This is a genomic window from Phaeobacter sp. JH20_26 (assembly GCF_048056275.1).
Taxonomy (GTDB): Bacteria; Pseudomonadota; Alphaproteobacteria; order Rhodobacterales; family Rhodobacteraceae; genus Phaeobacter; species Phaeobacter bryozoorum.
This window is the reverse complement of the sequence record NZ_JAYMWL010000001.1, coordinates 39,492-58,180: the sequence shown is the minus strand read 5'-3', so window position 1 is coordinate 58,180 and position 18,689 is coordinate 39,492. Positions and strand designations below refer to the sequence as shown.

General features: G+C 57.9%; 19 protein-coding genes. 13 read left to right on the top strand and 6 right to left on the bottom strand.

The genetic code is table 11. From position 1 onward, the window contains the following. The first annotated feature begins 40 nt into the window (after positions 1-40). The 9 genes from VWY60_RS00285 to VWY60_RS00245 all read left to right on the top strand — a co-directional run bounded on the left by VWY60_RS00285 (position 41) and on the right by VWY60_RS00245 (position 7,768). Positions 41-964, top strand: coding sequence for a LysR family transcriptional regulator (locus VWY60_RS00285; RefSeq protein WP_340547636.1), 924 nt, complete (start codon positions 41-43; stop codon positions 962-964). Positions 965-1,247: 283 nt separating this feature from the next. After that, positions 1,248-2,138 (top strand): LysR family transcriptional regulator, encoded by an 891-nt coding sequence (locus VWY60_RS00280; protein WP_416539575.1) that lies wholly within the window; start codon positions 1,248-1,250, stop codon positions 2,136-2,138. Positions 2,139-2,324: 186 nt separating this feature from the next. Then, the gene (locus tag VWY60_RS00275; protein WP_416539574.1) at positions 2,325-3,017 is read left to right on the top strand and encodes a glutathione S-transferase family protein; all 693 of its coding nucleotides are present in this window, start codon (positions 2,325-2,327) and stop codon (positions 3,015-3,017) included. Positions 3,018-3,545: 528 nt separating this feature from the next. Further along, complete coding sequence (locus tag VWY60_RS00270) at positions 3,546-4,148, top strand: prephenate dehydratase (RefSeq protein ID WP_416535440.1); 603 nt, start codon at positions 3,546-3,548, stop codon at positions 4,146-4,148. A 36-nt stretch (positions 4,149-4,184) separates the two neighbouring features. Beyond that, positions 4,185-4,601: an acyl-CoA thioesterase gene (locus tag VWY60_RS00265; RefSeq protein ID WP_416539573.1), complete on the top strand. Its 417-nt coding sequence runs from the start codon at positions 4,185-4,187 to the stop codon at positions 4,599-4,601. Between the two features lie 23 nt (positions 4,602-4,624). Beyond that, positions 4,625-5,818 carry an acyl-CoA dehydrogenase family protein gene (locus VWY60_RS00260; protein WP_416539572.1) on the top strand — a complete coding sequence of 398 codons (1,194 nt, stop codon included), beginning with the start codon at positions 4,625-4,627 and terminating at the stop codon, positions 5,816-5,818. A 41-nt stretch (positions 5,819-5,859) separates the two neighbouring features. Further along, positions 5,860-6,441 (top strand): hypothetical protein, encoded by a 582-nt coding sequence (locus tag VWY60_RS00255; protein ID WP_416539571.1) that lies wholly within the window; start codon positions 5,860-5,862, stop codon positions 6,439-6,441. Continuing rightward, positions 6,438-7,124, top strand: a complete 687-nt coding sequence (locus VWY60_RS00250; protein WP_416535437.1) for a M23 family metallopeptidase — start codon at positions 6,438-6,440, stop codon at positions 7,122-7,124. Before VWY60_RS00255 ends, VWY60_RS00250 begins: the two co-directional genes overlap by 4 nt. A gap of 86 nt (positions 7,125-7,210) precedes the next feature. Continuing rightward, the gene (locus tag VWY60_RS00245; RefSeq protein ID WP_416539570.1) at positions 7,211-7,768 is read left to right on the top strand and encodes a gamma-glutamylcyclotransferase; all 558 of its coding nucleotides are present in this window, start codon (positions 7,211-7,213) and stop codon (positions 7,766-7,768) included. Here VWY60_RS00245 and VWY60_RS00240 read toward each other — a convergent pair. From VWY60_RS00240 to tsaA, 5 genes are all read right to left on the bottom strand, one after another. Continuing rightward, positions 7,765-9,264 (bottom strand): ABC transporter ATP-binding protein, encoded by a 1,500-nt coding sequence (locus tag VWY60_RS00240; RefSeq protein ID WP_416539569.1) that lies wholly within the window; start codon positions 9,262-9,264, stop codon positions 7,765-7,767. The two genes, VWY60_RS00245 and VWY60_RS00240, sit on opposite strands and share 4 nt — an antisense overlap. Continuing rightward, positions 9,261-10,070, bottom strand: coding sequence for an ABC transporter permease (locus VWY60_RS00235; RefSeq protein WP_416539568.1), 810 nt, complete (start codon positions 10,068-10,070; stop codon positions 9,261-9,263). The genes VWY60_RS00240 and VWY60_RS00235 overlap by 4 nt, the downstream gene beginning before the upstream one ends. After that, positions 10,071-11,111 carry an ABC transporter permease gene (locus VWY60_RS00230; RefSeq protein ID WP_416539567.1) on the bottom strand — a complete coding sequence of 347 codons (1,041 nt, stop codon included), beginning with the start codon at positions 11,109-11,111 and terminating at the stop codon, positions 10,071-10,073. A 4-nt stretch (positions 11,112-11,115) separates the two neighbouring features. After that, positions 11,116-12,546, bottom strand: coding sequence for an ABC transporter substrate-binding protein (locus tag VWY60_RS00225; RefSeq protein WP_416539566.1), 1,431 nt, complete (start codon positions 12,544-12,546; stop codon positions 11,116-11,118). A gap of 207 nt (positions 12,547-12,753) precedes the next feature. After that, positions 12,754-13,419 (bottom strand): tRNA (N6-threonylcarbamoyladenosine(37)-N6)-methyltransferase TrmO, encoded by a 666-nt coding sequence (gene tsaA / locus VWY60_RS00220; RefSeq protein WP_416539565.1) that lies wholly within the window; start codon positions 13,417-13,419, stop codon positions 12,754-12,756. Between the two features lie 90 nt (positions 13,420-13,509). Between tsaA and VWY60_RS00215 the strand changes: the two genes are divergently transcribed. The 4 genes from VWY60_RS00215 to VWY60_RS00200 all read left to right on the top strand — a co-directional run bounded on the left by VWY60_RS00215 (position 13,510) and on the right by VWY60_RS00200 (position 18,025). Next, positions 13,510-14,967: an SLC13 family permease gene (locus VWY60_RS00215; RefSeq protein ID WP_416539564.1), complete on the top strand. Its 1,458-nt coding sequence runs from the start codon at positions 13,510-13,512 to the stop codon at positions 14,965-14,967. Positions 14,968-15,232: 265 nt separating this feature from the next. After that, positions 15,233-16,426, top strand: a complete 1,194-nt coding sequence (locus VWY60_RS00210; RefSeq protein ID WP_416539563.1) for a vanadium-dependent haloperoxidase — start codon at positions 15,233-15,235, stop codon at positions 16,424-16,426. A 93-nt stretch (positions 16,427-16,519) separates the two neighbouring features. Beyond that, positions 16,520-17,578: a hypothetical protein gene (locus VWY60_RS00205; RefSeq protein WP_416539562.1), complete on the top strand. Its 1,059-nt coding sequence runs from the start codon at positions 16,520-16,522 to the stop codon at positions 17,576-17,578. 6 nt (positions 17,579-17,584) lie between these two features. Beyond that, positions 17,585-18,025 (top strand): hypothetical protein, encoded by a 441-nt coding sequence (locus VWY60_RS00200; protein ID WP_416539561.1) that lies wholly within the window; start codon positions 17,585-17,587, stop codon positions 18,023-18,025. 59 nt (positions 18,026-18,084) lie between these two features. Here the strand turns inward: VWY60_RS00200 and VWY60_RS00195 are convergent, their stop codons facing one another. Beyond that, positions 18,085-18,666, bottom strand: coding sequence for a flavoprotein (locus tag VWY60_RS00195; protein ID WP_416539560.1), 582 nt, complete (start codon positions 18,664-18,666; stop codon positions 18,085-18,087). Positions 18,667-18,689: the final 23 nt, after the last annotated feature.

The following is an 18,689-nucleotide window of genomic DNA, read 5'->3' as shown; positions in this document are numbered from 1 at the left end:
CCCCGGCCCACTGGATGACCCCAGAACGGACCTAGGCAAGTTGGATATAATCTGGCTCAGAGACTTTGAAGCGCTGACAACGCACAAGAATTTTTCGCGTGCTGCAGAAGAGCGGAATGTCAGCCAACCCGCATTCTCCAGGCGTATCCGCGCCCTGGAGGATGAGGTTGGTGTGAAGCTGATCAATCGACAGACCTTCCCGCTGTCGCTGACGCCTGCGGGGGATGTGTTTCTATCGCAGGCCAAAATCATCCTACGCACCTACTCCGAGACGCTGGAACGCTGCCAAACTATTGATGCTGCCGGAGAAAATGTCATCCGCTTTGCGTCATCTCAGTCGCTTTACATGACCCATTTCCGGGACCATATCGAACCGTTGATGGAGGCCGGCGGGTTGGATGTCGATCTCAACTCCACCAGTTGGGCGGCAGATCAATTCGTCACTGCCTTGCAGCAGCGCTATTGCGACGTGATCCTGACCTACTGGCATCCCGCAATGGATTTCCTGTCGCCGCTGGAGGTCAGCAAATGCGATTACTTGACGCTATCAGAGGATGAATTCATCCCGGTGTCAAAAACGGATGCAGGTGGACACCCGCTTTTCCACCTCGGCCGCGATACCAAACGACAGATTCCGCTGCTGTCCTATGGCAGCGCATCCGCGCTGAGATCGGTTCTGGATCACACCTTGCGCCAGCAAATCTCGCCTCCAAATCTGCTGGTGGTAAACCAGAACTCTCTCGCGAACTCGGTCAAGGCGATGATCCTGGAGGGGTTCGGCCTTGGCTGGCTGCCGCGCAAGCTGTGCGAGGATGAATTGAGCGATGGGCGTCTGGCGCTTGCCGGCGGAGAGTCGTTTGTCACGCCAATTTCGGTCCGTCTGTACCGCGAGACCGAGAATACCAAACCCACATTGAATAGCCTTTGGCGCAAGATGGGCAACAGTGCAGCGATCGTCGGCTGACAGCAACAACGCGCGGACTGTTATCTGACTGTTACCGGTCGGCTTCATGCTAGGAATGTTTTGAACCCCTCGCAATCCAGGGCAGGCAAAAAGGCGCTCGTCATGACGTTTCTCTCCTAACCGGCGGAATACAGCCCAACTCATCTATTGCGGGTGTTTCTGTTTTGACTTCTCGCAAAGAGGGCATAAAAGTTGTCTCGCGCGTGTCAGCCAGGGGTGGTGGCGCGCCATCTAATAGAGGCGCAGGCATTCGATGCGCCCTATGGCATTTGAAGGGGTAACCATGGATATCAGTCAACTCAAGACCTTTGTCACAGTGGCAAGGGAAGGCAGTATCACGCGCGCGTCCGAGCTGTTGTTTCGCAGTCAACCGGCCGTCAGCGCCCATATCAAAACGATGGAAGACACGCTGGGCCTGACACTATTCCAGCGTACACCGCGCGGGATGAGTGTCACCACCGACGGACAGCGGCTTCTGGTAGAGGCCAGGCAGCTGCTTGATAATCATCAGAAATTTCTGGAAGAGGCCTCCCGGTTGCGTGGGCGTTTGGCCGGCCAGCTGCGAGTCGGCGCCGGGCGCAACCTGGGGTCGACCGAGGTGAGCCGCCTGCTCGCTGATCTTTCAAAGAACTTTCCAGATCTCGAAGTTGCCCTGCAACATGGCACATCTTCAAGTGTGTTGGACGATATCCGCAATGGTCGCCTGGATGCAGGTTTCTTTATCGACCCTGACGAAGCCCAGAATGACCTTGAAACCCTCGAAATATCGCGTTTCAGCGTCTACCTTGCGGCCGCTCCTGATCTGGTCCCGCCGGGTCCGGACCTTGACTGGGACAAGCTGGAGGCTATGCCTTGGATCTACCCCACTTATAGTTCGTGTTGTGGACGCATCGCGGAGCGCCTGTTTAAGGAAAACCGCATTCAACCCGCCCGGATCATCAATGTCGATGATGAGACTATTACACGCGCCTTGATCGCAAGCGGTGCTGGCATCGGTCTGGTTCACGTCAGCAGCGCAGGAACCGAACCCCCGACTGGAGAGATCGCTCTGCTGCGAGAAGTCCGCAAATCGACACGCGTTCTCTTCGCTCATCTCGCCAACCGCACTCAAGACCCCATCATCAGCGCCGTTCGCGATCTGCTGGATACAGATAGGATGGCCATCTCGGCCTGACCAGCTCTATTGCCAGCCAAATGGTTTCACCCGTTGAGCCAGCATCACAAATAGAAGCCATGTTATTTCATCAAAATACTATATTGATGAAACCATAATGAGACGTAAGGTTTCATTATATATAGCAGCGCGATTCTAAATCAGCCGAAAATGTTAGATGCTAACTTCCCAGACAGGAGAACCCCAGTGGACCGCAAACTCTATAGCCTTTGTAGCGAAGATCGTAAACGTCACTACTCGCCACATGTCTGGAAAGTCATCATGGCTTTAGAGCACAAGAATTTGAAATATAATCTTGTCCCTGTTTCATTTGGCGACATCACTGCTATTGAGGATGGTCGCTTTACCAGTGTGCCCGTCTTGCGTGATGGAGAAACGGTGCTGGGAGAAAGTTTTGATATCGCTCGGTATCTGGATGAAACCTATACCGATACTCCCAATCTTTTTGATGGCAAGGGAGCGATCGCCCTGACCCGTTTTGTCGAAAGCTACTGCAAAACGGTCCTTCATCCCAGCCTTGCCACGATTGCTGTCATGGATATGCACAACCTGATGTCGCCCGATGACCAAGCCTATTTCCGCGCTGCCCGTGAGCGCAGGTTTGGCATGCCACTGGAAGCCATGGCCGAAGGCGCCGACGGCGAACGCGCAGCGCTGCCAGAGAAACTAGCGCCTGTCCGTGACTTGCTCGGCACGCAGGATTGGTTGTCAGGCACAACGCCTGCCTACGCCGACTACACGCTCTTTGGAACACTGCAATGGTGTAACGTCTGCACATCTAACCCGTTGCTCGAGCGTGATGATATCGTTGGCAGCTGGTTTGAGCGCTGTCTCGACCTCTTCGGCGGGATTGGTCGCGACCCGACCCGGTCCAGCTGAGACCGCAACCGGCTGTCGGCTTCCTCTCATCGACGACCGTCACCGCTATGATACCGCCTGCACGTCGGGAAGCTCGCCCGGCGTGCGAGATATGGCGCGCAGCTACAGCCTGTTTCCAGACCGTGGGATGGAGGCGGGCTGCTTCGGTTTTTATGCACCACCTTACTGGTCAGGCCTGTCTGGAAGATTTCCGCCTGTAGGTGATCGAGCCTCAGCTATAACCGCGTGAGCTGAGCGACCAGTTTCCTGCTTTTCATGTCATTATTCGAGTTATGGACTGTTCCTCACCATAGCTGAGGAACAGCATCAGTTTTTTCGAATTGTTCGGCGAAGCCATTGCCGCTTCGATGATGTCAGTGAAATGAGATTCGGCGAGCGCATATGAAGTAGAGTTGCCGCGATAAAAGGCAAAAATCAAAGTCACATATAAAATATAGTTCGAGTAGATGTTCAAATACTTATTTGAGCAAATGGATGAAATTTGGTCATTGCAAAGTTAGCATCGACACATAGCGGAAAAGATACGCAATGGATCTCCAAATCGAAAATAGCGTTAACGCTGATTATATTCCGCAATCTGAAACCTTTGGTTGGGTTAAACAGATCCATACGCTTGGCCCTACCGGAACGAATTGTGAGCGAGCAGCTATTTCCTGGGCATTACGTCGGTGTCACGGCGCCTCGGTTAAATTGCACCGGACGATGGAACAGGCCGCTGAGAGTGTAGCCTGCCAGGACGGAGCTGTATTGGTCGGGGTTGTCGCCTACCCCCATCTCCACTCCATCATCTACGCACACATCCAGAAAATGAAATTGCTGGATGTATTTATCATGAATACCGACAACATGGTTCTGGCCTCCCGCACCGGGGCTGAGCCAATGACCTGCGCGACCCATCCTGCGCCCGAAAAACTGCTCCCGGCCACGGTTGAGCGACGCTTCGTCTCCAGCAATGTCATCGCGGCACGCGACTGCGCGGCGGGCAATGTCGACGGCTGCATCACCACGCTTTGCGCGGCCGAGAAATTCGGCCTTTCCATCCTGCGGAAATTCGGCCCCGTCCCGATGGGCTTCACAATCCACGGACCGCTGGAAAAGCGGGCCTGCCAGGATTGCACCCAACACGCCTGAACCCTCGCTACATCGAACCCCAATAGGAGAGACCCCATGTCCAACAAAGCCTTCGAAACACCCGTAGAAATTCGTTACCGCGATACCGACTCGATGGGTCACGTCAGCAGCCCCGTCTATTATGACTACATGCAGTCGGCATATCTGGAATACATGCACGACCTCCTAGAGCTGCCCAAATCCGAAAAGCTGCCGCATATCATGGTCAAGACATCCTGCGATTACATCTCGCAGGCGCTCTACGGTGACAATCTGGTGGTTTGCAGCCGTGTGGTCAGCTTCGGCGGCAAGAGTTTCGAGATGGAGCATGTGATGCACATTGATGATGCAGATCGTCGCGTGGTCGCCAATGCCAAGTCTGTTCATGTCATGTTCGACTACGACAAGCAGGCCACCTACCCCGTGCCGGATGCTTTCAAAGAAGCTGTTGCTACGTTTCAGGAAAGCGCCTGACCCCCTGTATTGAGGACGATGATATGAATTTGGAATGGACAGCCGAACAGCAGCAGACCCGAACTGCCTTTGCCGCGATCGGCAAAATGGCCGACCGGGACGAACTGCACCTTGGCCGCCGTGCGTTTGACCAGCGGACCTGGGATCGGCTGACCGCCGCAGGTCTGTGGCGGATGATCGTACCACGCGAATATGGTGGCGATGGCCGGGACTGGTGGGGCTTCACCGCTGCGTTGGAGGGGCTTGCCGCCACTCTGCGCACCCCTGGCATGTTGCTTTCGGTGATCGCCCAGGCAGGCATGGTCCGGGCGCTCGATCTTTACGGCAGCGACAGCCAGAAGCGCGAATATCTGGGCCGTATCCTCAATGGAGAGCTGAGCGCTACCGCGATTGCTGATCCGGATACTGGCACCGATGTACGTGCGACTTCCTCCTTGCTGACCCCCGGCCCGAATGAGACATTCCGTCTGAGTGGGGCAAAATACAATATCGCACATGCGCCGGTCGCAAGTTTCATTCTTGTGGTCTGCAAGCTGAGTGATCACGGCCGTGAAGGTATCTCATTGGTCCTGCTGGATGCCGACAGCCCCGGCCTCAAAATTGGCGCACAGGATCGCAAGCTTGGCAATCTGGACCTGCCGACCGGTCAGATGACTTTTGACGATGTTCCGCTGCACTACGGCCATCTTCTGGGAGAACCGGGAGCCGGGCTTCGCAATCTGGTCAGTATCGTCTCGATGGGGCGCCTCTACTACGGGTTGGTGGCGGCCTGGCTCATCGAACCGATGCTTGCCGAAGCCTTTGATTTCTCTAAGAAACGCAAGACCTTCGACGTGCCGATTATCGAACATCAATACATCCAGAAGAAGCTGACGGATATCCGTATCGGCACGGAAAGTGCAAAATGGGTGTCCTACGCTGCCCTGCACCAGCTGCTGAGCGGTGCGCCTGAGGCCGCGATGACCTGCTCGATCTCGAAACTGGTCGGTGCAGATACGATCGTGGAAGGCGCAATGGAGTTGATGAAGCTCTATGGCAGCAAAGGCTACCACGAGGGCCAGGTGACCACATTCCTGCGGGACGCACTGGCCTTTTGCAGCGTTGGCGGCACCGAGGAAATGCACCGTCGCAACATATTTGGCCAGATGACGCGGCTGCATGCAAAAGCCCGGAAAGTCGCAGAGTCTACGACGTCGAAAACTCTAGAGCCCGCATAGCTGCGGGTGACTATTCAATGCACACTACTTGGAGAGAGATGATGCCCTCATCCACCTGCGCGACCGGCCTGCGCGTGTTCCCGTCTGCCGCCCTTGCCCTGGTCCTGATGTCTCTACCAGCCTTAGCGGTTGATAAACCGCAGGAGCAGGCCGTAAACCGCGTCGTCAATACCATTGATTGGGGCGCGGCCAATACCGCGCAAGCGGAAGGAAGCAAGAGCGACCAGCGATTGATCGCCGCATTTATCGACACCGCTCCTGCCGGACTGGACGATGTGACCTTGCCCGTCCTTATCCTCGGTACCGATGCAAAGGTTGAACTGCCCGCGTTTCGCGGCCAGGAAAATGCCTATAGCGCCTACTATCGGCTGGATGGCGCCCAGCTCAGTGTGATGGGCGCTCGTACACTTCTGGCAGAGGTTCCGGGCCTGTCATTCAAACATGAGGCCCGTACATATGAGTCCACCGGCGACGGTGCAGATCATATGTTCAGCCGATTTGGCGGTTTCTATACCTTGCGGATCACCTGTGATGCCCCAACCGAAGATGTACGCTGTATTGAACCCGGTTATCTCGCCGAACTGGCGCAGACCGTCACTGTCGTGAAGGGGGCGGTACAATGATGCTTCGCGCAAATAGGCTGGCGGCTGCCGCCTTCGCCATTGCAATGCTTGCCGCCGTTTCACAGGCACAGGCGGACGATCGGTTCAAGGCGCCGGGCGACCTGATCAAAGATACCGGGGTTGGCCTGTCAATTGGTGCCGTTCTTTATCCAGAGATGCGTTTCCCGCTGGAGGATGGCCCGGCCTATGCCAACTCCCATGTCTACGCACCCGGTGGTTTCAAGGGCAACGGCGGAAGCCAGTGCGACACTGTCAACTACAGCTATCCCTGGCGCGACAATTTCTGTGAACTGCGCCGGTCAAATCTGCCGGTCTGTGCGTCAGGCGGTCATCAGGGCCAGGACATTCGTCCTGCCAGCTGTCAGGCCGACACCCATTGGGCTGTTGCGGTTGAAGATGGTGTGATCGCCCATGTCGGGCGGTTTGCCCTGACCCTGCAAACCCCATCCGGCACTCTCTATCGCTATGTCCACATGAATATGGACGATCTTGCCGTGGCCCCGCTGGACAAAGTTTCCAAAGGAGATCGCCTTGGAAAAGTGTCGAATGCCTGGATTTCGGATTTGCCGATCCACCTGCATTTCGACGTCAAGGACACCGTAAAGATCGGCGATGAAACGCGTTCAGTCTTTGTCCCCCCTTACAGCAGTCTGGTGACCTCGTATCGCCAGCTGACAGACTGATCTGCCTGGCGGAAGAGGGGGCCCCTGACCTCTTCCGCCGTTTCCAATTCAGGGGTCTCAGCGCGACCGCTTCAAGGAATAAGAAAATGTCCGATACACTTTGGGTCTTTGCCTATGGATCGCTGATCTGGGACCCCGGATTTGAACCTGCCGAGCAACTGCCGGCACAGCTGGCCGGATATCAAAGACGGTTCTGCCTGAACTCTCTGAGATATCGCGGGACTTTTGCACGACCGGGTCTGGTCCTCGCATTGGATGCAGCGGATGATGCGATCTGCAACGGCGTCGCTCTCGCTGTGCAATCCGGCCAGGAAGCCGAGGTTCTGAAGGACCTTCGCGCACGTGAGCTGTTCAACCCCGCGTATCGCGAGATTACGGTCCCGCTGACACTCGTCGACGGCCGCGTGGTTGAAGCGCTCACCTATGTCGTCAATCGTGACCACGAGCAATATGACAATCACAGCCTGGCCCGCCAGGCCGAAATCATTGCTGAGGCAGCCGGGGAACGCGGCCCCAACTGCGACTACCTGTGGAACACTGCCGATCATTTGCGCGCGCTTGGTATTGCCGATGAACACCTCGACTGGCTGTCAGCCGAGGTCAAAACCCTGCAAGCACAGGGCGCCGGCAGCCACCTGCCCTAAGCCACCGCTCCCATAGGGCTGATCCGCAGCTGACCCTCCGATAGAAACCGAATGTCGTGACCCAGGGCTGCCGCCACCTTGGGATCATGCGTAAACACGACCAACGCAAGCCTTTCGGTCACCATCAGACTTCGAAACAGGCGCACGATAGTGTCGCGGCTACCGCTGTCCAAGGAGGCAGTAGGTTCATCGGCAATCAGACAGAGCGGCCGCGCCAAAAGCGCGCGTGCAATGACCAGGCGCTGTGCCTCACCTCCGGACAAATCCGCCGCGCGCTGCGACAGAAATCGATCGCTGTGCGGAAGGCCGACCTTATCGAGCAGAGCCTGCACATCGTACCGGTCGCCAACAGGTCTGGTCCGCAGATAGAGCCGGACAGCGTCTTGCATGACCTGATCAACAGTCATGTGGCGGGCCAGCGCCCGATGGGGATGCTGCGACACCAACGCCAGTTCACACATCCGGCACGCTCTGGGCTGCGCGGCGTTTGCCTCGCGCCACATGACGCGACCCGCCTGCAGCGGCTCATAGCCAGAAATCAGACGCGCCAATGTGGATTTGCCACAACCGCTCGGACCTGAGACAGCCAGACAATGACCCGGTCTGACCAGAGTAGAGATGCCGCGCAACAGGGGCGTTCCGTTGCGCCAGTAGGACAGGTCCTGCACGACCAAGCCCGATGGATCCGCTGGAAGCGCCTGAGGACGTGGGACCAACGGAGCAACTCCTCGACCCTCAGGCCGTCGTGGAACGGAGGCCAGATTACGCCGCCGTCCGCCGACCCTGGATCCAATAATCACCCTGTCCTGATCACGCAATTTGCCATTTTGCAGCGTCACCGTCCGGTCTGCCATTCTTTCGGCCAGATACAGGTCATGGGTTATGAGCAATTGGCTTCGTCGCGGTCTGCCCTGCTCCAGCGCGGCTACGGCCAACCCCATATTGCCATGATCCAAGGCCGCTGTAGGCTCATCGAGTATCAGAACCGATGGATCGCGGGCCAGCGCAAGCACTGTCAGCACGCGCTGAATCTCTCCGCCGCTGAGATTGGCCGGATAACGATGCAAGAGACGCTGAGGAATATTGAATCGCTTACAAAACCTTATCGCCAGCGATCTCCGATCGCGAGAACGCGGCAGCAGCTCCGCAACATGTTGCAAAACTGTCTGATGAGGGTTCAGCGCGTCAGACAGCGCCTGCACAATGAGGCCTATGTCTGTCTGGCGCAGCCGACGCCGCTCGGCCACCGTCGCTCGCAGCATATCGACGCCCAGGACTTCAGCCCGTCCCGACCAACGAAATCCGTTGCTGTTGCGGACGGCCTGCTCGACGTGACACCCGGGAAGGATCCCCACCAGCAGCCGCGCCAGACAGGTCTTGCCGCTGCCAGAAGCCCCCAGAAGCGCAAGCGTACGTCCGCGTGGCACCTCAAAGGAGATACCCTTGAGGATTTCCCGACCATCGTGCCAGAGGCAGAGATTTTCGACCCGTATCACAAGGAAAACTCCGGCACAGCAGCGGAGCGTAGACTCCTGTCGCCCATGGTCAGCGTGACATGCAGCAGCAGCGACAGGAGTGCGGCCGGCGGCAACAGAAGCCAGACCCAGGCGCCACTATAAAGTTGGTCCATAGCCGATTGCATCATGCTGCCCCAGGTTAACAATCGCGGATCCGTGAGACCGAGGAACGCCAACCCGGACGATTTTAGTGCCGCCTGCCTTATGTTCTGGACCATCAATACCCCGCATAAGGGACGCAGCGCGGCAAACAGATGCCAGCGCCAGCAATAGAGCCACCCTGCCCCCATAGCGCGCGCATATTGAATGTTTTCGCGCTGTCGCTCCCTGCGCAAGAGTGCAGCGGCGACACGCACGTCATCGCTCCAGCCCGTTATAACCAAAAGCAAAAAAAGAGATGAAAACCCAGGGTTTAACAAGGCTGCGAAGAGCAGAAGAACCAGCATTGTCGGCACGACCTGCACCGCATCAACGATCCGTAGCACCATTCCAGACAGAAACTGCCCGGAAAACACCACAAGGCTTGCTGCACCAATCGCAACAGTGGAGGTAGCCATGGCTGTTGCCACAGCTAGAACGAGAGTCGTTGGTGTGGCGAGTATCAGCCCGGTCAGTACATCCTGCCCGAGCTCGTTCGTACCCAGCCAATGCGCTGATCCGGGAGCAATCAGAACATCACGGCTGCTGCGATAATCAAGAAGTCCTGCCTGCCCAGCAAACCAGATGCCAAGGCAAACCACCATGACGCTGGCGGGTAACCACCATTGCCGAAGGACCAACGGCATTCAGCCACGCCTCGCGAGATGGATCACCAGACCATCGACAATCCAATTCGCCAGAAGCACGAAAGCCGCCATGAAAACAACTGCGCCCTGCAGCAGATCATAGTCACGGTCCAGGATCGCACTGTAGATGAGATAACCTGTACCAGGATAGGAGAAGACGATTTCCACAAAAAACACAGCTGTGATCAACCCGGTCAGCGTGTCGCTCAACCGTGAGAGACACGCCGGTATCAGGCTGAGGCCAATATAGGCCCATCTCAGCCTCCATGGTGAAATGCCCCGCGCACGCGCATTCAGCACGAAATCCCGTTGCGCCAGCGTCAGCGTTTCGGCCCGAGCTAAGAAATAGAACCGTGCCAGTTCATGCAGGGCCAGCGCAAGCGTCGGAAGGATGGCGTGGCGCATAATGTCCAGAGCGTGGCCCACAGGTCCGGCAGCAGGAAGCAGCGGCTCAGCCCCGGCGGTTGGCAGAACCGGCCAGAGGATGCCAAAGGCCAGGAGGAGCAGGACCGCACCGGTGAACGGCGGCAGGCTCGCCAATAGCGTGACCACCGGTGTGACCCACCGATCAACAGTACCACCCGGCAACCGACCCGCTTCGATCCCCGTCAGGACACCCCCGATAACGAAGATCGGAGTTGCTCCGAGGATCAGCAATCCGGTCCAGGGCAGTGCCGTGAGCAGAAGTTGCAGAACCGGAGCCGCATGGGGCATTGAGTAGCCCAGATCACCAGCCCAAAGGCCCTTTGCATAACGCCAGACCTGGGAGGCGATATCTCCGGTCAGGCCCATACGCCCCTGCAACCGGTCCAGTTCGCCCGACCCAAGACCGCGTGCCAGATCCGTTGACAGCATGACCTCCAGCGTATCGCCGGGCATCATCCGCGCCAGGATCGCGCATAGTACCAAGACAACGCAGAAAATCAGAAATCGCAGCAGAAGCCCGCTCAGAAGCCGCGTGATTATTCCAGCGGCCGACGGTCCGGCATCCAACGACTCTGCCGGTGCCAACTCCAGCGGCATGGAAAAGACATTGGCCACCTGATCACTCCAGGAATATGGACTTATGCAAAGCCGACGGAATCCCGATTGCCACACCGCCGGGCATGAATGGCGCAGACAGTTTGTCATTAAAAACAGTTGCCATCAGCGGGTTCACCAGCATGTAAGAGGGAAGATTATCGGCGTAGAGTTGCTGGAACTTAGCCAGCACTTCGCGGCGTTCATCCTGACTCTGTGCTACGGCTTGCGCCTTGATCAATGCCGCCATTTCAGGATCCGCCGCAAAGCGGTCGCTGTTCCAGCCCCGGCCAAAGACGCGGCGCTTGATATTGCCCGGATCTCCCAGCGTACTGGACGAGAACACCGTCAGGTCATAGTCCCCGTCAGCAACGAGGCTGTGCAAAGAGGCAACCTCCATAACCCGCAAATCGACTGAAAACCCAAAAGCTTCCAGCTGTTCGGCAATCACTCTGGCCGGTTTCACCTCGCGCCCATCAGTGATCAGTCGCAGGCGAATTTCATCCCCCTGAGCCAGCCACCTGCCTGCACCGTTACGGATCCATCCCGCCGCCGTCAGCATCTTGCGGGCCAGAGCCGAATCATAGGTGTAGGCAGCGGTGGTCTCATCGCTGTGCCACCTGGAGCCGGATTGGAAGTATCCCGTATCAGCAAGATCCGCGCCGCCCGGATATGCGATGGCGAGCAGCGCGTTACGGTCAAGCGCATAGGCAATCGCCTGACGCAGTTCCTTGGATGCAAACCGGCCGCGATGATTGAAACCCAGCCGCAACACATGATGGCTGGGTGCTGTTGCGACATGGAAGCCAGCAGTTTTCGTCTCGTCGACCCTCTCGGGAGGTAGGTATGAGATCACGTCAACTTCACCGGCACCCATCGCCTGCAGCGCGGCATCTGGCCCCATTCGGACGATCCGGATCTGCGAAAACCGGGGCTTACCAAGAGGATGCTCTTCGGTCGCCTCAAGCAGGTAACGCCCCTGCGCCTTGTCATAACCTGTCAGGCGATAGGGGCCGCTTCCGATCGCAGCCTCTGGCGCTGCAAACCGGAAAGGATCCGCGACACCTTCATAGATATGCTTGGGCAGGATCGGCACTGCGGAAAACAGGCCCTCAATCAGACCGTATTCTGCGCGTTTGACGTGCACCCGCAGGTCGTGCGGTCCGCTAACGTCGACCCGGTCAACGGATTTGACCGATCCAAATATATAAGGATGTTCAGCCATATAGCGGAAAGTAAACGCAACATCCTCAGCTGTGACCGTGGTGCCATCGTGCCATGCAGCATCCCGCTGGAGGTCGAAATGATAGCTTAATCCATCTTCGGATCGGCTCCAGGCTCTGGCGAGGCCCGGAGCCGGATTTCCGTCCGTGTCTTGCCCGATCAGCGTATCGAAGATGTAACTGGTATAGAGATAGCCGATGCCATTTTTGCGATGAACATAAGGCGCCAGCATACCGCGATCACCTTTACTGTCAGTGATGACCAGGTGCCCAAGCCGCTCCGGCTCCGCGGCCTTCAGCTCTCCCGCGACAAGGGTAGACCAACATGCGAGCGCGAGCCCGATCGCGGCAATACGAGCAGGGCAACGATGGCGTACAATTCGGTAGACTGAAAACATGGCATCACTTTCTTCGTTACCGAAACACTCGCAGGAGACGCGCTACCAGCCGATGGTCGCGTCTGGGCGGGCATCTTCTTCGGGAACAACAGGTTTCAGGTCGATAACCGGGGTTCCGTCAATGCAGTCCAGTCCGCTGATCGTCAGCACGCCATCGGACTGATCCAGCAGTTGCACCGCGCTCAATCCAATGGGATTTGGCCGGTTTGGCGCGCGGCTGGCAAAGATCCCCCTTGCGACCTGACTGCCTCGCGCCTGGCGTACCAAAGCGCTGCGGTCGGACTTATGCAGCCAGTAGAGAACCCAAAGATGAGAGGCGAGCTCGATGTTATGCAATGCAGCCTGATACTCGGGCGCCACTTCAATCCGGCTGGTTGCCGGGTTGCGACGTCCTGACATCGGGCATTCTTTGACCTCTGCAAATCCAGTGCGGATCACACCGATCGGTCTGATTTGAAACGTGTCGGATGGCACAGTCAGTAATTGCATCACATCAGTCATGGCGTCTCGCAATCGGTCTTGGGGAGGGAAAGGGCTGGCGGACCTGAGAGCACAGGTCTGGGCGGGCCACCATCGAACGGTTTCCTTCTGATATGACGCAGTCCGGGCATCGTAAAATCGAAAGACCGGATGCGTGACCTCCATTTTTCTGAGGTCACGCTCTAGTTGTTGAGGAACCTTGAGGTCAGCGGAGCCTTTGGAATTCATGAGACCCCGTCTCCGATAAAACGATTGGCTTCGCACCCTGATCCGGCGGCATATCGTGTCCTGATAAGCGACCAGAGGACCCTCAGACGCATGACCGATCAAAGCCACCCCGAAGCCCCGAAATCCACACCGCCAATGCCGCCGACAAGCCACACGCTACCGCAGCTGCTTCGTACGGGGCGATCACTGTGGACATTGCTGCTGATCTTCGCCTGTGCCGGACTCGCGGCGCTTGCGACCTGGGTCCACCTCGCCCCGGACCTGGCCATCGTCGCGGCACTCGCGGTGAGCGCAATCGGTTTGTGGGCGACTGGCCTCGTCCCTGAATATTGGACCGCTCTGGCGTTCTTTCTCGTCGCCGTCGTATTGGGAGTTGCTGCACCTGAGACGATATTCTCGGGCTTTCACTCTTCTACGTTCTGGTTGCTATTCAGTGGCCTGGTCCTCGGTGCCGCGATCAAGCACACGGCCCTCGACAAGCGGGCCGCCGGCGTGCTGGCCCTGTTGCCCCTGCGCAGCTATGGCGGCCTGCTGAGTGGCATTGTCGTCTTCTCGGTCGCGCTGGCCTTTGTCATGCCATCCTCGATTGGGCGGATCATGATCCTTCTTCCGATAATCTCCGCCTTGGCTGAGCGCGTGGGTTTTGGTCCGGCATCAAATGGCCGGACCGGGATGCTGGCGGTTGCTACATTCGGCACCTTTGCTCCGGCCTTCACCATCCTGCCTGCAAATGCTCCGAACATGATCCTCGTCGGGATGGCGGAAACCATTTACGGACTCAATATCTCCTATTTCGATTATCTCCTGCTGCATTTTCCGGTGCTTGGCGTTGTGAAATCGGCAGTCTTGGTCGGGCTTGCGCTGATGATGTTCCCCGACCGGATACCGCCCCATAGCGCCGCGCCGACAACCACATCTGAACCATTCAGCCGGCAGGAGAGGGCGCTGAGCCTGGTACTGGCGCTTTGCCTGTTGCTGTGGCTCACGGACCAGATCCATATGGTGTCACCCGCATGGGTGGGTATGGCAGCTGCACTGATCTGCCTGCTGCCTGGCGCGAATCTCACACGCAAGGGGTGCATCAACACCGATCTGAGCTATGGGGCCTTGCTGTTTGTCGCCGGCATCATGGGGCTGGGCGCCGTCATTTCGTCGGCGGGGCTGGGCGAAGCCGTGGTTGGTGCGGTCACTGGAACGGTTGCCTTTGCCGCGGATTGGCCGGTCTGGAACACATCTATCCTGATCGGGCTGTCGACACTGGTCGCGATGATTACCAATCTGCCCGGTGTCCCGGCCGTAATGACTCCGCTCGCCGGTGAGCTGTCAGAAGCCACCGGCCTGCCGTTGGAAACCGTTCTGATGACGCAGGTTGTGGCTTTCTCAAATGTCTTCCTACCCTTTCAGGCGCCGCCGCTGGTCGCTGCCATTCAGGCCGGAAACCTTCCAGCCAAAGCAATAATCCGTCTTTGTCTCAGCCTGTTCTTCATCAGCCTTCTGCTGCTTGCCCCGCTGGATCTTCTGTGGTGGCACCTATTGGGCATGCTCTGAGTTGCTGGCCACCTGACCGCGTAGAAGGCGCCCCCAGAAGAAAACCTGAGGGGCGCCTTCGGGACTTTCGATTTGTACGAGCGGCCAAAGCATTTCTACCTATAGCTGCACTTATCACGGACGAGGTACTCCGATGTTGACCCTGACCCCTTGGCGCCACCAGTTGCTCTCTCATGCCTCTATCGCAAGTTTGGCAACAGCCGCTCTTTTCTCTGTTAGCGGACCGGCGCAGGCTGAGCTGGCTGCCGATTGGCAAGAAACCGCGATGCGTTTCGTCGTTGAGGAAAAATGGCCCGGCGCGCAGCGCCAGCGCACGCTGGCGCTGCTGCATGCCGCCATGTTTGACGCTGCAAACGCCGTTGATGGCGCATACCATGCCTATGCCTACGACGGTGCGCAGGATCCGACTGCTGACAGACGCGCAGCGGTAACGCAAGCGGCCCTAACCATAATGCAGCAGCTGATGCCCGAGCGCGCAGCAGATCTGGCATTGGCGGCTGAGACTGTCCTCGCCGAGGTGACAGATGCAACCGCCCGCGCAGCGGGGATCCGGCTCGGTACCGCAGCTGCGCAGGCGGTGTTGGACAAACGCGCCGCCGACGGCGCTGATTTCGCAAACGACTTCACCCCCGGACCAGGCGAAAATGGCATCTATCAGCCGACCTCCGAACGTCCGATGGTTGCTCCGAAAATTCGACACATGCAGCCCTTTGCACTCACCTCCGCAAAGCAGTTTGATGTCCCGCCACCGCCACAGCTCGACAGCATGCAATTCCAGCGTGATCTGGCAGAAGTCGCGCAACTCGGCGGCTCCACCTCGCAAACCGATCCTGATCTTATCGCAATCGCGAAGCTTCACGCCGGGTCTGGATCAGGCGCCTGGAACCAGATCGCCCGTGACAGCAGCCGCGCCTGCGCCCTGCCACTGGTGGAGGAAGCGCGAACCCTGGCGCTGTTGAATATCGCATTGACCGACGCTCTGGTTGCCGGGTTCGATGCCAAATACACCTACCAGTTCTGGCGGCCGGAAACCGCGCTGGCCGCGGTTGGCAACGGGTACGATCATCCGCAGCTCGACACCATGGACGGCTGGGCGCCGCTGGTGGCGGCGCCGATGCACCCGGAATACCCCTGTCAGCATTGCACCAGTGGCAGCGCTGCCCAGCAAGTGATGGAAGCGGTATTCGGCGCCGATGAGTTCACCTTTAGCTTTGAAGGCAAGGATGGCTATAGCCGCAGCTATCAAACCTTTGCCCAATTTGCGGAGGAAGAAGCAGAATCACGGGTCATCGGAGGGGTTCATTATCGACGCTCCAACACGGTCGGCGACATGCTGGGTTATCAGATCGGCAGCTATATCAGCGCTGAGTTTCTGTCACCCGTAGCCTCCGCACAGGCCGTGAGCGGCGGGGGCGGTGCCGATTGCGCCGGTATCCTCTCAACCAAATTGTCGCAATAATCCCTCCCCCGCAGCAAGTAATCTGCCTGCTGCGGGGCTACGGCCGCGGTGCTTGATCCGGTCACCGCGTGTATCCAGCCAAGGAGCCAGACCATGGCGCAGCCTAATTCTGCACAGATGGCCGCTTTCTTGAGCCTTGGGCTGGTCCTGATCGGCGATCCAGCCATCGCCCATGAACCCTGGCTGCTTACGCCTGACGAAGTTCTCTCGCTTTCTCAAGCGACGGTACCGGACCTGTTTCGCAGTCCGATCCTGCTGATCGGCTTTGCGTGTCTTGCCGCAACCGCCATCTTTGCGATGGTCCTTGCCGGGCAAATCCTGCGCCCATGGGAGGACCGCATCTGTAAGCCCCTGCAGAAATGCAGCGCCGATTGGGGGACCTTATGTCTGCGGATCGGACTGGGAACGACGGTCGGTCTGAACGCGCTTGGAGGTTTGCCGCGCCACGGAACCGAGATGTGGAGCACGCCAACGCTCTTCGTGCCAGATATGCAGTTGGCTCTGATCCCAGGTTGGGACTGGCTGGCCCTGCCTGCACTGATTTCATCGGTCTTTCTGGTGCTCGGTCTAGGCACACGGTTCGCCGCCTTCGGAATCTTATGTCTTGTCGCCCTTGGCAGTCTCCTCTTCTCGCTCGATTTCATCGCCTACTACGGCTTCCATTTCGCCGCCCCCGCGCTGTTGCTGCTGCATTTTGGCGGCGGGTCACTTAGCGTCGATTATTACTTGCCGCCAGGTTTCCCTGCACTTCTTCCCAATGCCCCCGGTTTGGTCTGGTGTCTGGTTCAAGTCACCATGGGCGGAACTTTTGCAACGATTGCCATCCTAGTGAAATTCCTTCAACCGACGCTGCTGATCGCCATACTCGAGCACGGCAACATATGGTTCTTTGGACTGCCGCTGCCGTTTGTCGCGCTGATCATGATGGCAATCGAGCTGGTCGCCGGTGTGCTGTTGGCGCTGGGGCAGCTCATCCGGCCAATCGCAGTATTCCTGCTGTTCGCCTTCACCTTCTTTGCCGTCAGCCTGGCAGAATCTCCGCTGCTGCACGGCAATCTTTACGGCGTCTTCCTGTTTTTCCTGCTGCACGGTGGGGCGCCTGTCGACCTATTGAGACGGCCGCATCGCCTTGGTGCACCCCAGACGGTATGAGAATAGATGTTGAAATTCGTCTTCAGCGTCAGCATGCTCGCCTCGGCCCCGCTGATTGCCATTTGCGCCGGTCTGCCTCTTGTGGCGATGATCGACGAGCTGCCGGCAGCACTCTTCGCCACCCTGCCAGACGATCACCCGCTACCCGAGCTTGATGTTACAGCGAGCTACACGCCAGTCGATGGCTGGCATCTGAAAATCGAGGTTGAGAATTTCGTGTTTACCGATCTTTGCATCAGCGAGGCCAAGGCTTTGGCCCGCGGCCATGCCCATGTCCATCTGGGTGCTGAGAAGATCGTAACCGCCTACCAGCCTCATATCGTGATCGGGCATCTGCCAAGCGGGACGCATGAGATCACCGTCTCGCTGCGGGCGCAGGACCATCGCGTTCTAGGGCGACCGGGGGGAGGCATGTTTGTCAAAACGCTGTTGATCAAAGCTCCCTGACAGGCACCAAACGGCGCAGCAGGTGCTGCACCGTATCACCTCAGATTACATGCTGCGGGCTAACCAGCCGAAGGCAAACGGCTTTGCAGAATCTGCACCACCTGCTCCGGATCAGGGAGCGAATGATGCCCATGCTGGATCTTTAGCAAGGGATCGTAGTTCTCGCGCCATACCGGCTCAAAAACCTCATAACCGTCCTCGCGCAATTGCATCACGTTCCGGCGGACCGCAGGTTTTTCCCACATGGGGCCACCCATCACAGGAAAGAGCAGAACCGGGAAAGTCGCCGCAAGGACAACGGTGGTTAGCCGGTTCTGCGAGGACCCGTGCGCAATCGCCGAAAGCGTGTTCGCTGTAGTCGGCAGGATGGCGAGAATGTCATGATCCGCTACAATACGCCCTGGCTTGTCTGTCGGCCAGTCCTTCGGGTTATCGCCACTGATCACCCGATCAAGGAACAGTGCAACCGCGTCCATGTTTACAAATTTCGTCGCTGTCGGAGTGAACAGCGCGGTCAGTTCACAGTCGATCTCATTTTTGATTGCTCGCAGATAGAGCGGCAGCATTGTGGCATCTAGAGAGCCGGTAACGCCAATCAGAATGCGCGGGTGTGACGGGGTGTCGATCTCGGTGTTCGTCATCGAAAATATCCTATCTCAGTTGA